The following is a 19,476-nucleotide window of genomic DNA, read 5'->3' as shown; positions in this document are numbered from 1 at the left end:
CATATTCTATGCCGATCATGGCGTAACGCCAGCGATTTCAAAAACCACTCTGTCGTGACGACCTTGTGTGTCCATGACGGTAAGCGTATACCGGCCGTCTTGCGCCAGCACTAATTTAAACGGATGACCCGACGCGCCGTGATTTACCACGCGGCCATCAAGCATCCACCATACTTCGCCTTCAGCGCCCTGCACATCTACATCCAGCGCCACCTGCTGGCTGCCGGGCACGGGCCGAAGCACCGAACCGTTAGCCACACCCCCCAAGCGCAAAGGCCCCTGAGTGGCATCGGCGTAGCCTGCAAATGACGGAGGCGCCGTTTCATTCAGCACCCAAGCCGCGCGCTGCTCAGGACATAGCCCCGACTGCCCGCTGCCCTGCTTGTAACCCAGCGGCCAACATGTCACAGCTGCCTGCACCGTTTCGGGCCGGCTTCGGACTATCTGCGCGCCTTCCGGCAATGCCGCCACAATATCCTGCAATAACGGCGCTGCGACATTCGCCCCAAAAAATCCAGGGTTGGGCGTGCCATCCGGACGGCCGACCCAGACGCCAATCGTCCATCTGTCGGTCACTCCAACCGCCCACGCATCCCGAAAACCAAAACTGGTCCCGGTTTTCCAGGCCAGTTGCCGCGCCGGACTGCCCGACTGATAAAACGGCCGGTCAGGATGCCCGCCGCCTTCGAGGATATCGCGAACAATCCAGGCTGCTCCAGCACTCATCATACGGGACTCGACCTTGGGCTGCTCCGCCCGCAGACGAGGCCGCCCGGAGATTCCCCCGCGAGCCAAAGCCCGATAAGCGCCGACCAGTTCTTCCAATGTGGTGCCACCCCCGCCCAAAATCAAGCTCAAATTTGGGTCAGCACCCGCAGGTAATCGTAACCGTACCCCGCCCGACAGCATCATGGACGCAAAATTGACGGGTCCAACGCGGTCCAGCAAGTCCACCGCAGGCACGTTCAGCGACCGCTGCAAGGCTTGCGCCACACTGATCGGCCCCGCGAATGCCGCCTGGAAATTGCCCGGCGCATAGCCGCCAAACGACATGGGCGCGTCCATCAGCAGGCTTTCCGAATGAATCAGCCCCTCGTCTAGCGCCTGCGCGTAAAGAAACGGCTTCAGAGTAGAACCCGGCGAGCGCACGCCACGCACCATATCCACATGGGCGGCACGGGTATCGTCCGAAAAATCTGCCGATCCCGCGTAGGCCTTGACCTCCAGCGTGTCGTTGTCCATCACCAGAACGGCCATGGAAACCTTGGGCGGCAAGGCGTCCACGCGGTCCAGCAGCATACGTTCAACGGCGGCCTGCATATCGGCGTCCAATGTGGACGTCACTAGCGGCGGGCGTTCGCCCGGCCTGCGAGCCGTGCGTTTGCCGCCCGCTTCCTGTAACAGGCGCTGCGCGGCCAGCGGCGCCAGCCACCGAGCGCGCAAAGGCGGCGCGATCACGGTTTCGATCTTGGCATCGGCCACTTCAGCGGGCGTCCAACGGCCCAGCTCCGCCATCCGGTCCAGCACCTTGTCACGCGCCGCTTGCGCGGCCTCGGGGTGGCGGTCGGGCCGCAAGCGCGATGGCGCCTGCGGCAACGCGGTCAGCATGGCGGCTTCTGCCGGGCTCAGATCGCGGGCCGGTTTTCCCAGCCATAGACGGGAACCCATTTCCACGCCTTCTACGATGCCGCCCATCGGCGCATGGGTCAGGTACAGCGACAGAATCTCGTCCTTGCTGTAGTGCATTTCCAACTGCACGGCGCGCCAGGCTTGCCGCAACTTTGCGGACATGGAACGCGACGGCTTGCCGGCCAGTTGCGGGTCGATCAGACGTGCGACCTGCATGGTCAGCGTGGAGCCGCCAGAAACAATGCGGCGGTTCGTGGCCCATTGCCACCCTGCCCGCACAAGCGCCACCGGGTTCACCCCAGGATGCCAATAGAACCAGCGGTCTTCATACGTGAGCAGCGTGTCCAGATAACTCTTGGACACCTGATCCGGTTTGACCGGATAACGCCAAATGCCATCGCGGCTGGGGTAGTTGCGCAGCGGCGTGCCGTCGGCAGCCACGACCACAGCTGCTCCGCCCGAATCAATCGGAGGAAGCGGATACAGGCGATCCAGCGCGAATAACAACGCGGCCAGCGCAAACAACACGCTGGCCGCGCAGATGCCGCGCCGCCGCCAGCGACGGGCGCGTTGCGCGCTCGTCGCGGGGGTGGCGGGCGCGATCAAGGACGCTTGGCGCCGCGATCGCGGATTTCGACCGTGCTCCATTGCTCGCCCACACCGCGGAGTTCAGGCCGGTACATATCTTCGGCCACCGTCGACGGCACCGAATAGCGGCCCGGCGTCACCACACGAACCAGATAGAACACGTCCACTTTGCCACGTCCCAGCGACACTGCGGCGACATAACGGTCGTCACGGAATTCGCTGTGCTTGATGTTGGGATTGGACATTGCGTCGGCCACACGGCGGCCGCCAATCGTCCATTCCTGCATCTCGGGGCTTTGCGACAAGTTCAGGTTCTCGACTTCAAAGCCGGCCGGCACGCGGTCCACCAGCAGACCGTCGGGGATGTTCTGATTGGCGCTGGCTTGCAGCCACACCACCAGCATATCGCCCGTTTGCAGCGTGCCGCCATCCCACGGCTTGCCGTCGGGACGATACCAGCCGCGCTTGAGCTGAATCACATCGCTGCGCGGCGCCGGCGTTGCCATCGGGCTGCCCTGGATGTCGTATTCAACAAACAGCGACTGACTGCCCGTATTGGTCAGCTGCGTGCTGGCCAGTTCAGACGGCGTCAGAGACACAACCGTATCGCTCTTGCCGCCGGCTAGCGGCTTGCGCACGCCATTGACGGTCAAGGCAGCTTCCCACGGCGTGCCCTTGTCGCCGCCTGCCGCACGCGCGGCCAGCAACAGAGCCATCTGCTCTTGGGTCGACAGGTACGAACGGTTGCCCAGACGGCTGGACAACTGCGACAGCAGGTTTTCCAGGCGATCGTGCTTGAGTTCGTACTTGTTGGCCAAGGCATAGGCCAGCGCATAGTCACGCACGCTGCTGCCGTAGTCACCCATCCACTCGTCGTAATAGGCGTTGGAGCTGCGGCTGATGCCGTACTCGCGCGTCATAGCCAGATCCAGCGCCTTCGTCATACGGCCTTCGTCGCCCATCAGCTTGAATGCGGCAGCCAGTTGCATCAACGGCAGGGGCGAACGCGCACGCTCCTGGTAGTTGTCGAACAGCTGACGCACCGTGGACAGCGGCGCCTTCTTATCGCGCGCGAGTGCCAGCGCTGCGGTAGCCAGGCCGGCAAAGCGGCGGTGGTCTTCGCGCAGCACGTTAGCGTTGTCGCTATCGATGCGGCCGGCTTCCATATTGCGGCGCAGATTGACCGACCACGTGCCGAAGCCATTGGCGCTTTGCTGCACTTGTTCCAGCAGCCATTGGCGCGAACGGTCCAGCGATGCTTCAGGCACCTCAAAACCATTGTCGCGGGCGTCTTGCAGGAAGCCCACGGCATAGGCCGTCAGCCACACATCGCGCGCCGACGAGCTGCTCCACAGGTTGTACGAACCCACGGCGTTGCGCATGCCGGCCAAGCGGCCAATGGCCACGGCCACCTTATTGGCACGTTCCGCTTGCGTACGCGGCTTCAAGCCAAACTGCTTGGCGGCCGCCTCGTCCAGCATCACCCACGGCATGGCCGCGCTGATGGTCTGTTCGGTGCAACCGTACGGATACGTCAGCAGGCCATGGACCAAGCGTTCAACGTTGAACGGCGGGCGGTTCGACACGGTCATGCTGACCGTCGTCGAATCGGGGTAATACGACGCCACCCACGATGCCTGCGGCGATTGCGACTCACCCGGATTCAGGCGCAGACGGCGCATCTGGCGTTCAGCCGCATAAGCGGGCTGCACCTGCAACACCGACTCGCGCACGATATGCACGGGCTTGTTGCCACCCTGGCCATCGACGGTCAGGCGGATCAGGCCCAGGCCGTAGGACCCGGTGGTGGTCGCATTAAAGCGCAGCGTTGTGCGTTGCTTGTCCTTCAGCGTCAGCGTGCGCGTGCCATCGATGATGGCCAGCGGATCCAACGCTTCCAGCTTGATCGTGATCTTCTGGTCGGCGCCGCTCAGGTTGCTGACGTCCAGCGCGATTGCGGCCTGGTCGCCCGGCGTGATGAAGCGCGGCGTGTTCAGTTCGGCCACGATCGGCGCCGCCACCACCATTTCGGTGTCGGTGCTGCCGTAGTTGTCCGGCGTGAACGCCACGGCCATCAGGCGCAAGGTGCCGTTGAAGTCAGGCAGGTCCAGCGGAATGTCCGCTTCGCCCTTGTCGTTCAGCTTTACCGGGCCCGAGAACAGGTCCACCAGCTTGACCTTCTTGGGCAGGCTCTTGCTGTCGCCGCGCATGGCGGCGTCACCGCCCCACTTCAGCTTGCCCTTGGTGCCGTCCATCTTTTCGATCAACTTGCCGTACATGTCCAGCAATTCGGGCGCGTAGCGGTGCTTGCCGAAGAAGTAGTCCAGCGGGTCCGGCGTGGCGTACTGGTTGATGTTCAGGATGCCGACGTCCACCGCCGACAAGGTCACCGTCACTTGCTTGCCCTGCGCGCCGTCCACCTTGACGCGCACTGCTGCCTTGGTCTCGGGCTCGGCCTTGGGCGGGGCCGTCAGCTTGACGTCCAGCTTGCGGTCGGCGCTGGCAATCGGCAAGAAAGTCAGGCCCAGCGCACGCGCCGGCGTGACGCGATCGCCTTCGCTGCCGGGGCGGAACACCGCGGCGGCAACGTACAGATCGTGGCGCTTCCAGGTTTTGTCGATAGGAATCTCTACCTGCGTGCCCGTCGCCTTGACGGCCACCCAGGTGGACCACAACATGCGGTCGCCTTCGACCGTGATCAGCGCCTGGCCATCGTGCGGCGGCGTCAGCGTCAGCTTGACCGTATCGCCCGGCTTGGCCGGCACACCTTCAAGCTTCATCTGGACGCGATCGGGACGATTGCCCATGGAGTCGGCGTCTTGCGAATTCCAACCCGCGTAGAAGCGATAACGCATGGTTTCGCCCGTTTCCGGATCGGCGATTTCCAGGCGGTAACGGCCCCACTTGACCGGCACGGTCAGTTGAGCGCGGTCGTTCAACGCGATTTCGCGCGAATCGACCAACTCGTCGGTTTCCGTGTAGCCGCTGTTCCAGCCGCGCTGGTCGTCAAAACGCCAGTAGTACTGACGCTCTTCGCGGTACAGGCGCATATTTGCCTGCGCAAGCGGTTCGATCTTGCCCTGGGCATTCACACGCAGCACTTCAAAGCCTGCCGGCGCGCCTTCGCGTGCGACATCGCTGTCAAACTGCGGACGCACCGCAATCAGCTTGTCTGCGGGCCAGACGCTACGTTCAATCGAACGCACCACCGGACGGCCGCCAGATTCCAGCAAACTGGCAGACACTCGCACCTTCATGGGCGAATGAGTGCCTGCCGTATTCGGATTGACTTCCAGTTGCGCGTAACCCTTGTCGTCCAACGCGGCTTCAGGCAGTTCGCCAAACGAGCGGCGGGAGTCATCGGCCACGTCACCAAAGATAAAGCCCGGCCATTGCTGGGCCAACGCAAAGCGGTCGCGCTTGACCTGGAAGGTCGACAACAGACGATTGCCTGCGGCAGGTGCGCCGTACAGATAGTCGCCCTGCACATCCACCGTCAATTCATCGTCCGGCGCCAGCACGTCCTGATCGGACGTCAACGCCATTTTCATGCGTTCCGGCAGGAACTCTTCAACCTGGAACTTCCAAGATGCGTCCGGCGCGCGCGAGGCCGGATCGACACGCAATTCCAGCATCCAGGTACCGGTTTGCGCGTCCAGCGGCAGATCAATGGCGCGTTCAACGTAACCCGGCAGATCCGCCTTGGGTTGCCACAGCGTCGTTTGCACGACACGGCCATCGGGACGCTTGATCGTCGCGGTCAGCGGCGACGGCGTCAGGATGCGGCCGTCCAGATCGCGCGGCAGCACGGACACGTTGAAGGTTTCGCCGGGGCGGTACAGATTGCGGCCGGAGTAAACAAACAGATTGTTCGGGCGCGAGGTATGGCCGCCCGTATCGAATTCAGACAGATCCAGTGCGGGTTCGGCCAATGCCAAGACCGTCATTTCCTTGTCACGCGACGCGCGAATGACGCGCGCATTGGTAAAGCTGCCGTCAAAGCGGACATGGCCTTGCGAGTCCGCGGCGGCCTTGGCCAGCGACTTGCCTGCGCCATCCACGAGTTCGACCACGGCGCCCGGAATAGCCTGACCGGTCTTCAGGGACACGGAATAGGCTTCGATGCGGTCGCTGTAGCGGCGAGCATGCAAGCCGATGTCGCTGACGTAGAAGTACGTCACCTGGTATTCATAACGGAAACGGCCGGGCTGGCTCATGACCGCGATATAAATGCCCGGCTCTTGCAGTTCTTTGACGCCTTCCACAGGCAGGAACGTGACGTGGCGGCGGTTGGGTTTCTCGTCTGTGACGAAACGGCCCTGGTAGACACTGGTCGTCAGCGAGTTCAGACGGTCCAGATCCCAATTGCTGACCGAGCCCTTCAGGCTGCGGTTGTCCGAATAGCGCCAGTCGCCTTCGTCGTAGCCGTCATTGTCATCGCCATCGGACTCGGTGGCGGTATTGCGCCCAATGCCCAGCACGGTTTCAAACAATTCGGGCACGCGCTCCGGCGAAACGCGCAGGAACTGCACGTCCACTTCAGGCACGTTGACCGTTGCTACGGGCAAGCCGCCGTTCTGGCCCGCCGGCAGCACCACGCCGCGGCTGGCAAAGTAGAACGAAGGGGGCATGGCTTCGGTCGTGACATCGCAATGCGACGCTTCGGCCAGCTTGACCTTGTCGCCCACGCCGGGCAGACCCGCACGCACGGTAATCGCATACTTGCGCTGCGGCTGGACGTAGGGGAAATACACCATGCGCGGGTTGTCGCCGACGACCCAGTTGCCCTTGACGATCTTGCCCTTGGGCGCCGAGTCGCCCGGCTGCACCGATGCCGGCACGTTGCCGGGCGCGGCTGAAGATTCGCTGTCGCTATCGGCCTTGCCGGATGTGGAGCCCACATCCGTCACCTGCAAGAAGCTGTCCAGGCCAGACTTGGCGTCCACGGGCTGCGTGAAGGTCACGGCCAACGCCAAGGCGTCATTAAATTGACGCGGCTGGCAGTTCAACGCGGCGAATGGATCGGCTGCCCCGACCGTTGCGCTGGCTGGCAGCGCCGGTTTACCGTCAGCAGGCCCTTGGCCGGATGCCGTGGCCGCCGGTTGGGACGCTGCCACGGGTGCGGGAACGGATGGAGCCGGCTGGCGATCCTTACCCATCCACCAACCCGCGCCAATGGCGCCCGCCAAAACCGCAACTCCGGCTACCGCCAGCCAGGTCTTACTGATCTTTCCACTCACGGCAAACCCCTCCGCCCACTTGTATTCAACGCTCCTTTGCGGCGGAGCTACCGACCAAACCTGCGCCGCGTGCTTCTCGGTACGCGGATACTGCTTTGCTAGTAACTACGGACAGCACAACGCCGCCATCGCTGGCGGCGTCTTTATGTGCGCCCTTAAACCGGTTCCATCACGCATTGCAACGGATGCTGGCGCGCGCGCGCATATTGCCCAACCTGGGCGATTCGGGTGGCCGCGAGATCGCGGGGATACACCCCGCATATTCCGCGTCCTTCGTGATGCACCTGCAACATGATCCGCGTCGCCTCTTCATGATTTTTATTGAAGAATTTTTGCAGCACTTTGACGACGAACTCCATCGGCGTGTAGTCGTCGTTCAGCAACAGGACTTGATACATCGGAGGCGGCGCGGCGCGAGCCGATGCCTTTTCGACGACCAAATCATGCTGGGTATCCAAGGTAGAACTCATAGGGCGGCTATTCTATTTAAACTGGGGACGCCTAACGCGCAACTTACGCAAAATTACACGCAGAAATACGTAGTTTCCATACTTGACTGCACAAAGAAAAGCGGCGCATTATCCACGCATTCTGGGGTTTTCAACTCATCGAAAATCTGCCAGGAAGCCGGAGGGGGGGAAAAGAGGTCTAGACCGCGATGCCCTTCTGTCAACATACGATTCAATGAGGCAGGCCGCATGTCTGATACGACCGCAACCGCCGTCCAAGGGGACAATCCCAAATCGACGGGCACCGTCAAATGGTTCAACGATGCAAAGGGGTTTGGCTTCATTACGCCCGACGACGGCGGTGAAGATCTGTTCGCCCATTTTTCGTCCATCCAGATGAATGGTTTTAAAACCCTGAAAGAAGGCCAGAAAGTCGCCTTTGAAATCATTCAGGGGCCCAAAGGCAAACAGGCGCTTAATATCACCGCAGCCTGAGTTACCCTTACAGTGCACCAGTAAGGTTGCGCCATTATCCAGGCGGGGCTTTCGAGCCCCGCTTTGTTTTTTTAATTACCTTGCCAGGCCATGCTGAAAAACGCCGTAGTGTTTCCCATCAATCGTACGTTGTTCAAAACTGCGTTTAAGGCAGTATCGCAAAAAGTGCTGACGCTGGCACTGGCCACTGCGGCAATTGCGCTACCTTTGTCCGCCGGCGCCCAAGCGCCAAGGGGTCCGCAGGCTCCGCTGCCCACCACGCAACTTTCGGCGGGTATCCATATTATCCGCGCAGAAGTCGCCAATTCGGATGCATCGCGCGAAGCGGGTCTGATGTTCCGTAAAGAGCTGCCGGGTAACGACGGCATGTTGTTCGTCTTTGAGCAGCCTGATGTGCAGTGCTTCTGGATGCGCAACACGCTGTTGCCACTCTCGATAGCCTTTATCGCCGACGACGGCACGATCGTCAATATCGATGACATGGCGCCGCAGACCGAAGACCCGCACTGCGCCAAGAAACCGGTGCGCTACGCCCTGGAGATGGCCCAAGGCTGGTTTGACCAGCACGGCATCAAGGCCGGGCGGAAAATCGACGGGCTGCCCTGAGCGGCAGCACTCAGGGCCGCACGGCCCCATCCGCATATGGCAAGGGAGCCCCAAGAGGCTCCCTTTTCATTCCCGCCACCAATTAAGCGGCGGGAAAAACAACACTTTGCTTAGACGCGTTCGATGATCAGCGCGATGCCTTGGCCCACGCCGATGCACATCGTGCACAGCGCGTAACGGCCGCCCGTGCGATGCAGTTGGTTGATGGCGGTCGTAGCCAGACGTGCGCCGCTGGCGCCCAGCGGGTGACCCAGGGCGATCGCGCCGCCGTTGGGGTTCACGCGGGGGTCGTTATCGGCGATGCCCAATTGGCGCATCACGGCCAAGCCTTGTGCGGCAAAGGCTTCGTTCAACTCGATCACGTCCATCTGGTCCAGCGTCAGGCCGGTTTGCGCCAACACTTTCAGCGTGGCGGGCGCCGGGCCGATGCCCATGATGCGCGGCGCGACGCCAGCGGTGGCCATGCCAACCACGCGAGCGCGCGGGGTCAAGCCGTGGCGGGCGGCTGCCTTTTCGTCAGCCAGCAGCAAGGCGGCGGCGCCGTCGTTCACGCCTGACGCGTTGCCAGCCGTGACGGTGCCGCCTTCGCGGACCACGCCTTTCAGCTTGGCCAGCGACTCCAGGCTGGTTTCACGCGGATGCTCGTCCTTGGCGACGACAATGGCATCGCCCTTCTTTTGCGCGATCGATACCGGCACGATCTCGGCGTCAAACACACCTTCTTTTTGTGCGCGAGCCGTCTTTTGCTGGCTGGCCAGCGCAAACAAATCCTGGTCTTCGCGGCTGATCTTGAAATCGTCGGCGACGTTCTCAGCCGTTTCGGGCATGGAATCCACGCCGTACTGCGCCTTCATCAGCTTGTTGATGAAGCGCCAGCCGATCGTCGTGTCATAAATTGCAGCGTTGCGCGAGAACGCGCTGTCGGCCTTACCCATGACGAACGGTGCGCGGCTCATGCTTTCCACGCCGCCAGCCAGCATCAGGCCGGCTTCGCCAGCGCGGATCGCGCGAGCGGCGGTGCCAATGGCGTCCAGCCCCGAACCGCACAGGCGGTTGACCGTGGCGCCCGGCACTTCGATCGGCAGACCAGCCAGCAAGGTCGCCATACGGGCCACGTTGCGGTTGTCTTCACCAGCCTGGTTGGCGCAACCCATGATCGCGTCGTCCAGTTCTTCCCAGCGCACGCCGGGATTGCGCGCCACCAGCGCCTTGATGGCTACGGCAGCCAGATCATCGGGGCGCACGGAAGCCAGCGCGCCGCCGTAGCGGCCGAAGGGGGTGCGGATCGCATCACAAATAAAGGCATTCACGGTCATGAGAAGCTCGGAGTGAAGTGAGAAAAACGGGATTGGGATGATCTTAACGCAGCACCTAAGCGCCAAGATGGTGCATGGGTCTGATGTCCGCTACACGGACAGTGTCCAGCTGATGTTCACCTTTACCGCGCATCGCGCATGCACGTCAATGGGCGGCCACTAGGACGCAGCAGGCGGTTTGGTGTTTGATTGCGCGGCACGCCCGGCCTCCACCACCGCCTGCCGGCGAAAGCGTCCTGCGGCCAGGTGATAGAAGGGTTGCGGGCAGAACTGGCGCGACACGCCCGAAGCCAGCAGCGACCCTACCAGCAGCCAGAACAACATCGGTTGGCTACCCGTCATTTCCATGACTACGACGCTCGCTGTCAACGGCGCTTGGGTGGCGGCCGCCAGAAATGCGGCCATCGACACCAGCACGAGCACGCGCTGATCCACGCCCTCGCCTGCCAGTTGCCAGATCTGCTGGCCGATACCCGCCCCTGTGGTCAGCGCTGGCGTAAAGATGCCGCCCGGAATACCCGCCCAATATGAGGCAACCGTGGCCGCCAGCTTGGCAAGACCGAAGCCGGCAGGCGGCGTGTCGTGGCCCGACAACAGATCGGCCGCCACGCCATAACCCGTGCCGTACACGCTGCCCGCCGTGGACAGGCCGATCACGGCCAACGCCAAGCCCATGATGAACGCAGTCCAGATCGGATGCGCGCGTATCCAGGCGCGCCAGGAAACGGGCGCGCTGCCGGCGGCTCCTTTGCCGAGCAGCCGCGCGAAGATACCGCCCAGCGCGCCATTGAGCGCCGCGCAAATGACAACCCACATCAACATGCCGTGGGCCAGCGGCGCGCCGCCAAAAACTCCGAAGTACGGATTATTGCCTTGCACCGCTACCACCAGAAAGCCGGAAGCCAGCACACCAATCAACACCAGGCGCTGCCAGCGCAGCACCGTGCCCCGGCCCAATTCTTCGATGGCGAAAATAACGCCAGCCAGTGGTGCATTGAATGCGGCGGCCAGGCCGCCTGCGGCGCCTGCTGCAATCAGTTCGTTGGTATGGAAGCCGCGCAGTTGCACACCGCGCCGCTTCCAGAACTCGCCCCAAGCCAGCATCAGAGCCGCCCCCACCTGCACCGACGGGCCCTCACGGCCAATAGAGGCGCCGGCCAGCATGCCGAAGAAGGCCAGCGGAATTTTCCAGAGTGTTTGGGCGAGCGATACCAGACTATGCTGGCTCGGGCCGGGCGGCAGGGACAGCGCGCCGATGACCTGGGGAATGCCGCTCCCAGAAGCATTGGGCGCAAAGCGCAGCGTCAGCCAGCGCAGGCCGGCCAGGCTGAACGGCAGAACCAGCAAAGCCAGCCAGCCGTTGTGCCCGACCCATTGGCGATTCCAATCCAGTGCCTTGTCCGCCAGATAGGCAAAACCCAGTGACATCAGGGCCACCAGGCCGGCGCCGCCCAGCAGCAAGAGCATTTGCAGGCTCTTGCGAGACAGGCGATTGATCTGACGCACTTTGCGGCGCATCAGTCGACGCGTGCCAGCGGAGATACGGCGATACGTTTCAGTCAGGCTCATGGGCTGCGGGGAGGCGGCAGGAGGTCGCTAACCTTACCACTCCCGCCTGACTGGCAGCCGACTGCCGCAGGCAGGATGTTGATCGCAAAGCACAATCCGCATCCCGCCGCGTCAAGACACTTAGAACGTCGACCAGTCGTCGTCGCTGGCATGCGCCAACGCGGGACGCGCCTGACCCGCCCGAACCGGAGCCGCGCTTGTCTTGCGCGCTGCAATCGGCACGGCTTGCACGAGCCGCGCTTGCGCGTCACGGGCGGAGCCGCCGCCAGCATCCACCTTGAAGCGGCGCACTTCCTGCGCCAGACGGCCAGCTTGTTCTTGCATGCTGGCAGCAGCCGCCGCCGCTTCTTCCACCAACGCGGCGTTCTGCTGCGTCACGGTGTCCATCTGCGCCACGGCCTGATTGACCTGGCCGATGCCGGAAGATTGCTCTTCCGACGCGCTGGCGATTTCACGCACCAGAACGGCAACCTGGCGCACGCTGTCGACCACTTCGCGCATGGTGCGGCCGGCTTCGTCCACTTGGCGCGTGCCGCCTTGGACACGTACGGCGGATTCATCGATCAACGCCTTGATTTCCTTGGCAGCAACGGCCGAGCGCTGCGCCAGCGTCCGCACTTCGCCCGCGACGACGGCAAAACCGCGCCCCTGCTCACCGGCTCGCGCAGCTTCGACTGCGGCGTTCAGCGCCAAGATGTTGGTCTGGAAAGCAATGCCGTCGATCACACCCGTGATATCGGCAATGCGGCGCGAGCTGTCGGAAATGGCGCTCATGGTCTGGACCACGCCTTCGACGACTTCACCACCGCGAACCGCCACGCTGGATGCCTGACTGACCAGACGGTCCGCTTCGCTGGCATTGTTGGCGTTTTGCTGCACGGTGCTGGTCAGCTCTTCCATCGACGCTGCGGTCTCTTCGAGCGACGAGGCTTGTTCTTCAGTGCGTTGAGACAGATCGGAGTTGCCTTGAGCGATCTGCGACGACGCGGATGCGATGCTTTCGCAGCCATCGCGCACGTCTTTCACGATACGAGCCAGGCTTTCGTTCATTGCCTTGAGCGCGCTCATCAAGTCGCCGGTTTCGTCTCGCGTGGCAACCTGAATGTCGGTGGTGAGGTCGCCGGCGGCAACCTGACGGGCGGCCGCCACAGCTTGCAGCAACGGGCGCACGATACCGCGCGTCACCAGCCAGCCCAGCAACATGCCGACAGCGACGCCTGCCACAGCCAGAAAGATCATGATGGCGCGGACGGTTGCGTACAGATCCGTGCCTTCCTCCACCGATTGCGCGGCAGATTTTTCCTTGCCGATAGCCAGACTCGTCATCAAGTCGTCAAGCTTTTGCGACGACGCGATCACTCGCTTTTCGATTTCGGCCACGCGCGGGTCGGTCTGTGTCAACGATTGCGACTGAGCGGCGGCAAAGAACGCTGCGGACTCGCGCTTCCAGACCTGCTCGGTCTCGCTGAACTGCGCCAGCAGGCGCTTGCCTTCTTCCGCATGGAAATTGACGGCGGCCTTTTCACGCAATTCGTCCATGACCTTTACCGCGTCGTCGAATTGCTTCTTGAGCGCCAGCCGGTCCTGCTCTGACGTTGCGGCCAAATAACCGCTACGGGCCCGGCCCGCGTAGATCAGGTTGATATTGGCTTCTTTCAGATCCGAAATGCCGCGCAGTTCGGTGTCATAAAGCCGATCATTCAATTCGTTAATGCGCGAGAGCCCCCAAACGCCAAAAGCCCCCACCGCACCGCCTATTACCGCCACCAACAAGAACGCGCCCGACAGGCGCGCACCGATACGCAACCCGGAAAATAACCGCAACATGCTTCCCTTCCCTTTAGTTACCCCGGTTTATGGCGGGCAAGCCGCAGTCGTGGGCCCCGTGGTTCAGTCGTAGACCGGGCGCAACGATAGCGGTTGGCGTTCCTAGGGAGAACCCTAAAGAAAAGGCTGTTTACTCTTCATTTCCCCGCAATGAAATCGACAATCGACAGGGTTTTGACAGCTGAATTTTTGCTGAATGAAAAAGAAAAAACCCCTTGCTGATGCAAGGGGTTTCCTGTCAGGCGGGGCGGCGCCAGCGCCGCACACCCGCCCGCTTTGCCAATTAGGCAAAGTTCTTGGCGGCGAACTCCCAGTTCACCAGCGCCCAGAAGTTTTCCAGGTACTTCGGACGGGCGTTGCGGTAGTCGATGTAGTAGGCGTGTTCCCAGACATCACAGGTGATCAGCGGCTTGTCGGCCGTCGTCAGCGGGGTGGCTGCGTTGCTGGTGTTGACGATATCGACGGAACCGTCGGCCTTCTTGACCAGCCAGGTCCAGCCCGAACCGAAGTTGCCGGCTGCCGACTTGTTGAACGCTTCCTTGAAAGCGTCAAAGCTGCCCCACTTGGCGTTGATGGCGTCAGCCAGCTTGCCCGAGGGTGCGCCGCCGGCCTTGGGGGCCAGGCTGTTCCAGTAGAACGTGTGGTTCCAAATTTGAGCGGCGTTATTGAAAATGCCACCCGAGGACTTCTTCACGATGTCTTCCAGGGACAACGTTTCGAATTCCGTGCCCGGAATGAGGTTGTTCAGGTTCGTGACGTACGTCTGGTGATGCTTACCGTAGTGAAACTCCAGCGTTTCTTTGGAGATGTGCGGAGCCAGTGCGTCCAGTTCGTAAGGCAAGGGAGGAAGAGTATGTGCCATTGTTGGTTCCTTCTGTTGAGTTGCACGATCAAGCCCTTCGATTGTATCGGCAACTACTGAAGATACCGCGCTAAACCCGCAGCTGCGCGGGGTTAACAGACGTATGTGTTTATGACTCAAGCATCTGAGCGAAAAACGTAAACGCTACTCTTTCTCGTATTGCAGTTCCCTGCCGCCGCTCATCTCCATCAGCACACCATCTTTCTGCACCGCAAGCACCTTGTGCAATGGTGAGCTGGCCGCCGCTTCAGGCGCCGTGACATCAATGCGGATGGCGCGTGCAGCGGGATCGATTTTACTGATGTCCACTTCGTGCCAACGCGCGCCGGCAGCCAGTGGCACAAATATGAACAGCGCCTTCAATGCGCCTGGCGCGATTGGCGCACTGACGCCTTCCGCGCCTTCGGATTGCCGCGGAATGCCGGCGTAGTCGGCATCCGCGGATGACATCGCCACATCCACTTTTACGGGGCGGTCTTGATAGTAGACGCGCACCGTCAACTGGCCGTTTTCGGCGGGCCGGGTGTCGGCGCGCACGTCTTCAATGGCGGAATATGGCTGAATCGGCGGCGTGTCCAGGAAGACCTGTTTGCCATCGCTGCGCCATGTGCCCCGGGCCATGATGTCCACCCCGCCATAACTCATCAGGTAATCGAAGTTACCGTTTTCGGACAACAACAATTCGCTACCCACTTCACGCACGCCGCGCAGAAAGTAATGGCCGGGCAGCTCCACCGCCGCAGCGGATTTACTCGGCGCTTTGCTGCCAGACCGCTTGCCCTGCGCAACCTGCGGGCAGGCCGCCTGCAAGGTCACGCCTGCTGTCTGCAAAACTTGTCCGAACTCAGGCGCGGATTGACATGCCACCGTCGTCTGGAATGACTGGCCGGCCGGTGCCTCAGCCGTGTCAAAGCGCGCGTGATACTGCGACAGCAGCGCCAACATGCCGGGCTGCCCGGTTTCAAGCGCGACCCAAGCCGGACTGCGTCCCGCTGCGTCAGCGGTATCGGGACTGGCGCCCGCGCTCAACAGCGCGTCCGCCACGTCCTTGCGGCCATGTTCGATGGCGGTGTTCAAGGGCGTATCGCCATTGCTCAAAAGCGCATCCAGATTCGTGCCTGACGCCTTCAATTGCCGCAGCACCTGCACCACGGTGTCGCGCCGGGCCACGACCAACTGCCGCCCGCGCAATAACAATGACACGATGCGTTGTGGCAAGGCCCCTGCCTCACGCGCGCAAAGGTCCTGACGGCCGGTGAATCCGGCTGCCGCAAGCTGCTCGAAGTAGCCCGCCTTATCCAACAAAATAAATTCCGCATCCTCTGGCAAGCAGGCGTCTGCCAGCGCTTGTCCATTGGCCTGGCTCACGCGGCGAACCAGCTCCATATCACCCGAAGCAACAGCGGCATTGAGCAGCGCATACGGCGCGGGCGCTTTCGGCAAACGCGCATCATCCAGCCTGGCGCCGGCTTGAAGCAGGCGGTCGAGCATCGCTCCGTCTCGCTTGGCAAGCACCCAATACATCGCGCTTTCGCCTTCCGGCGTCATCGCCGCCGGGTCCGCGCCCTTGGCCAGCAGCAGCTCGACAATCGCGGTCTGACGCAAGGCCACTGCCCACAACAATGGCGGTTCGCCATGGCGGTCATAGCGCGGGTTCGCCGCGCCGTCGGCCTTAGCCGCGGGCGGCGGGGCAAGATTGACGGCCACACCGGCCTCAATCAGGGCCGCAGCCATCGATTCATCGTGGTTTTCCAGGGCCTGGCGGATGGCGTCCGCACCCAGGGACTTCACGTCGAATCCAGCGTCCGCGAACAGCCGCAGCATCTCGGCGCCTTGCTTGCCGCGCTGATGCAACAGCCGCTGTACAGGCGAACGCTCCTGATCGCGCCACAAGGCCTGACGCGCCTGAGGTTTCATTGCAGCCAGCAGATCGCGCAGTACCGGCGCATTGCCCTCAATCACTGCGACGTCCAGCGCCGAATGCAGGTCATAACCGTCGCGTACCGCAGCGGGATTTGCGCCTGCGGCCAACAGTGCTTTTACGGCCTCGCGCTTGCCCGCGAGTACCGCGTCTGCCAGCGGCGTATTGCCATGCCGTTCGCGGGAATCGCCTTCAGGCGACGCTCCCAGCGCAAGCAGACGCTGAATCGTCGCCGCATCCCCTCGCTGCGCGGCCAGATTCATGATCGGCCGCGCGCTGCTCTCCATCTTGGCAAAAATCAGCGCGCTTGAATTGGACTGCGGACCCGACTGCGCAAAGGGCATATCTGCCCGCAGCAACTGCGACGCGATCTCGGGATGACCACCCGTCACTGCGGCCTGCGCAGCATCCAGCCACGCATCGCGCTCGCCCTTTTCCCCATATTTGCGCGGCCCCAAACTCATCAGCACCGGCACGGCTCCGGCATTGCCCAGGTAACCTGCCAGCGCCAGCGGCGTCAGCTCCTCGCCATAGGCGGGTTTGCTGCCGGTTGCGGCCAGGGCTTGCAATGGTTCAGCGCCTTCGGTCAGTTCCACCAGGGGCGCCCAGGCCAGAAAATCTGCCGCCGGCCGCGCATGCCCCTGATCGTCGACGAACGGGGGATTCGCGGACTTGCCGACCGATTTATCGAAGTCCGAGTAGGGCCGGGTCGCACCGGCCTTGAACAGCGCCACCACCATGCGCGACAGGCTCTTGTGATCGACCAGACGCGGCCGATACGTCATACGTACGGCGAACTCAAAGTCGCGGTTCAGCAGGAATTCCAAGGGCTTGCGATTTTCATCGCCGCGCTGGTCAGGCTTGGCGCCCGCTGCCAGCAACATGTCCATGATCTCGGGCGTGCCGTACAGCAGGGCCAGATGTAAGGGCGGGCGGCGCGAATCATAGGTGACGTCGTCCAACGCCGGCTTCTTTGCCAGCAACGCAGCCAGCATGCGCGTACGAGCGGGCAAATTGGCTTGATGCGCTTCGCGTATACGGGCTGCTTCCTGCGGCGCCATGCTCCAGTACACGTCTTTGGACCGTAAGGTGCGCGGCGGCATCAGCACCGCGTGCAACAGCGGCACGCCATTTTGGGCATAGCTGCCCGGCTGGTCCACCTGCGCCAGCGCTGCGGAAAACGCCGCTTCGTCACTGCGATTGACGGCATCAAACAGCGCTTCAGTCTGAGGCGTGTCGGCCACTTTGTATTCGCGGTAGATCGACTCGCAATCGCAGTTGGTTTGCTGCGTCTGCTCTACCGCAGGCTGCGCGTTTGCCGCTAGCGCGGCCCCCAACACCATGGCGGCCAGAATACCCCGCACCCGACCCAAGCTTCTGTTGTGCAACATCACACCGCCTTTGTTTGCGTCGATTGTTTTGCGTCGATTGTTTTGCGTCGATTGTTTTGCGTCCCGATCTTGCCGCGCCGCTTGCCGGACGGATGCGCCGAGCTTCAGCCAGCGTCGCGGGTTTTGCGAATCTGCTGCACATCGACTTGAGCGCCGCCTTGCGCAAAGCTCAGGTCCAGCGTCTGCCCGGCCGCCAGTCCGGCGGCATCGCGCACGATTCGGCCGTCAGCATCCCGAGCGATGGCGTATCCGCGTGACAGCGTATTGCCAGGGTCCAGCGCCCGCAATTGCGCGGTCGCTGCGGCCAGCCTGTTGCGGCCCTGCACCAGCAAGCGCGCATGAGACTGGCCAAGCTGGCGCATGGCACCCGCCAGCCGATCTGCCGCGCGGCCGGTATCCGGCACCCGATGGGTCAGGCGCTGGGTCAAGAGATTGACGCGTGCTGCGCGCCGCGCATGCGGACCATTCCAGGCCGAAGCCAAACGAAATTTCAGGCTGTTCAATCGTTCCCGCTGATGTTCCAGGCGTTGCGCCGGGGACACCAATTGCGCAGCGGCGCGGTCCAGACGCTGCGCTGCCCGCTCCAGACGGCGCTGCTGCCCGCGCGCCATCGCCTGCGCGGTTTGCATGACGCGGCCCAGCAATTCGGAACGCGGCACGCAGGCCAGTTCGGCCGCGGCCGTGGGGGTCGGCGCGCGTACATCGGAAACAAAATCCACAATCGTGAAGTCCGTTTCGTGTCCCACGCCGCTGATGACGGGAATCTCGCTGGCAGCCACTTGGCGCGCCAGCTCCTCATCGTTAAAGCTCCACAGGTCTTCGATGCTGCCGCCGCCCCGCACCAGCAACAAGGTATCGACTTCGGCGCGCTCATTGGCGATCCGCACTTGCGCGGCCAGGCGGCCGGCGGCATCTGCCCCTTGAACCGGGGCCGGATAGATGATGACCGGAACCTGCGGAGCGCGGCGGGCCAATGCGGACAACACGTCCCGCAGCGCAGCGGCATGTAACGAGGTGATCACCCCGATCGCGCGCGGCAGGCTGACAGGGTCGCGCTTACGCGCCGGATCGAACAGGCCCTCAGAGGCCAATTGTTCTTTCAGGCGCAAAAAGGCTTCATATAGATTACCCAGCCCGGCGCGACGCATGGCGTCCGCCTGCAACTGGTAGTCGCCCCGAGGCTCGTACAGGGAAACCCTGGCCCGGATCTCAACCTGGTCGCCGGCCCTGGGGACAAAACCCACTGCGCTGGCGCGGCTGCGGAACATGACTGCCCGCACTGAGGCCCGGCTGTCCTTGAGCGTGAAGTACCAATGCCCGGATGCCGCCTGCGTGAAGTTCGAAATCTCTCCTCGCACCCATAACGCCGGGATGCTGCGCTCCAACAACTGCCCCACAGCTTGGTTTAGCTGGGCAACTGTCAGGATATCCCGCGCGAATGCGTTGTTTGTGACTGCAAGTTCAATTGTCATGGGGCTTTCCGATGCGTACCTGTCCACAGGGCATACGTAGCGGGCCGCAATGATACCGCGTCCACAAATTTTTGCAGCGGCAGGCCCAATAGCAAGCAAATTCCGTGCAAA

11 protein-coding genes are annotated in these 19,476 nt (G+C 62.5%); 2 read left to right on the top strand and 9 right to left on the bottom strand.

All coding sequences use genetic code 11. The features are described from left to right. Window positions 1–15 precede the first annotated feature (15 nt). The 3 genes from pbpC to clpS all read right to left on the bottom strand — a co-directional run bounded on the left by pbpC (window position 16) and on the right by clpS (window position 7,927). Window positions 16–2,235: a penicillin-binding protein 1C gene (gene pbpC, locus RAS12_RS02790; protein ID WP_306944974.1), complete on the bottom strand. Its 2,220-nt coding sequence runs from the start codon at window positions 2,233–2,235 to the stop codon at window positions 16–18. Then, window positions 2,232–7,376 carry an alpha-2-macroglobulin family protein gene (locus tag RAS12_RS02785; RefSeq protein ID WP_306951279.1) on the bottom strand — a complete coding sequence of 1,715 codons (5,145 nt, stop codon included), beginning with the start codon at window positions 7,374–7,376 and terminating at the stop codon, window positions 2,232–2,234. The genes pbpC and RAS12_RS02785 overlap by 4 nt, the downstream gene beginning before the upstream one ends. Window positions 7,377–7,612: 236 nt before the next feature. Beyond that, window positions 7,613–7,927 carry an ATP-dependent Clp protease adapter ClpS gene (gene clpS / locus RAS12_RS02780; RefSeq protein ID WP_306944973.1) on the bottom strand — a complete coding sequence of 105 codons (315 nt, stop codon included), beginning with the start codon at window positions 7,925–7,927 and terminating at the stop codon, window positions 7,613–7,615. A 228-nt stretch (window positions 7,928–8,155) separates the two neighbouring features. On the opposite strand from clpS, the gene RAS12_RS02775 reads away from it, so the two are divergent. Further along, window positions 8,156–8,401, top strand: a complete 246-nt coding sequence (locus RAS12_RS02775) for a cold-shock protein (RefSeq protein ID WP_006220277.1) — start codon at window positions 8,156–8,158, stop codon at window positions 8,399–8,401. 90 nt (window positions 8,402–8,491) lie between these two features. Beyond that, window positions 8,492–9,007: a DUF192 domain-containing protein gene (locus tag RAS12_RS02770; protein WP_306944972.1), complete on the top strand. Its 516-nt coding sequence runs from the start codon at window positions 8,492–8,494 to the stop codon at window positions 9,005–9,007. Between the two features lie 110 nt (window positions 9,008–9,117). On the opposite strand, the gene pcaF is transcribed toward RAS12_RS02770, so the two are convergent. The 6 genes from pcaF to xseA all read right to left on the bottom strand — a co-directional run bounded on the left by pcaF (window position 9,118) and on the right by xseA (window position 19,365). Beyond that, a complete protein-coding gene (gene pcaF / locus RAS12_RS02765) occupies window positions 9,118–10,323 on the bottom strand; it encodes a 3-oxoadipyl-CoA thiolase (RefSeq protein ID WP_306944971.1) in 1,206 nt (401 codons plus the stop codon). Window positions 10,324–10,482: 159 nt separating this feature from the next. Further along, window positions 10,483–11,892, bottom strand: coding sequence for a chloride channel protein (locus RAS12_RS02760; protein WP_306944970.1), 1,410 nt, complete (start codon window positions 11,890–11,892; stop codon window positions 10,483–10,485). Between the two features lie 120 nt (window positions 11,893–12,012). Then, window positions 12,013–13,719, bottom strand: coding sequence for a methyl-accepting chemotaxis protein (locus tag RAS12_RS02755; RefSeq protein WP_306944969.1), 1,707 nt, complete (start codon window positions 13,717–13,719; stop codon window positions 12,013–12,015). A 283-nt stretch (window positions 13,720–14,002) separates the two neighbouring features. After that, window positions 14,003–14,581 (bottom strand): superoxide dismutase [Fe], encoded by a 579-nt coding sequence (gene sodB, locus RAS12_RS02750; protein ID WP_105556338.1) that lies wholly within the window; start codon window positions 14,579–14,581, stop codon window positions 14,003–14,005. A 144-nt stretch (window positions 14,582–14,725) separates the two neighbouring features. Beyond that, window positions 14,726–17,893: an ankyrin repeat domain-containing protein gene (locus RAS12_RS02745; protein WP_306944968.1), complete on the bottom strand. Its 3,168-nt coding sequence runs from the start codon at window positions 17,891–17,893 to the stop codon at window positions 14,726–14,728. Window positions 17,894–17,997: 104 nt separating this feature from the next. Further along, on the bottom strand, window positions 17,998–19,365 hold the full coding sequence (gene xseA / locus RAS12_RS02740) for an exodeoxyribonuclease VII large subunit (protein WP_306944967.1): 1,368 nt from the start codon (window positions 19,363–19,365) through the stop codon (window positions 17,998–18,000). Window positions 19,366–19,476: the final 111 nt, after the last annotated feature.

The sequence above is a fragment of the Achromobacter seleniivolatilans genome (genome assembly GCF_030864005.1).
Classification (GTDB): Bacteria; Pseudomonadota; Gammaproteobacteria; order Burkholderiales; family Burkholderiaceae_B; genus Achromobacter; species Achromobacter seleniivolatilans.
This window is presented reverse-complemented; position numbering and strand designations above follow the sequence as displayed.